Annotated in this window: 1 rRNA gene; it reads right to left on the bottom strand. The window is 57.0% G+C overall.

The annotated features are described in order from the left end of the window. Positions 1-202: 202 nt before the first annotated feature. Positions 203-302: ribosomal RNA gene (locus IO39_RS53785) — 23S ribosomal RNA — on the bottom strand; the annotation flags it as partial.

Raw genomic sequence — 302 nt, 5'->3', positions numbered from 1 at the left:
CTTTTCGGAGGGGAGTGGGAACGGAGCCGGCTGAGGGTGCGGGCCGGTTGGACACACTGTTGGGTCCTGAGGAAACGGGCGATGCCTGTTTGACTCAGTACAGGGCCGGTGGACGCTTCCCGTGTGGGGGCGCGAGCCGGTTGCTGTTTGTTGTTTGAGATTTGCATAGTGGACGCGAGCATCTTTGTGGCCAAGTTTTTTAGGGCACACGGTTTCAGGTACTATTTCACGACCCCTCACCGGGGCACTTTTCACCTTTCCCTCACGGTACTCGTGCACTATCGGTCATCAGGGAGTATTTA

It is taken from the genome of Nonomuraea candida, assembly GCF_000725485.1.
Lineage (GTDB): Bacteria > Actinomycetota > Actinomycetes > Streptosporangiales > Streptosporangiaceae > Nonomuraea > Nonomuraea candida.
Note: the sequence above shows the minus strand (reverse complement) of the source record. Positions and strands in the feature narration are given on the sequence as shown.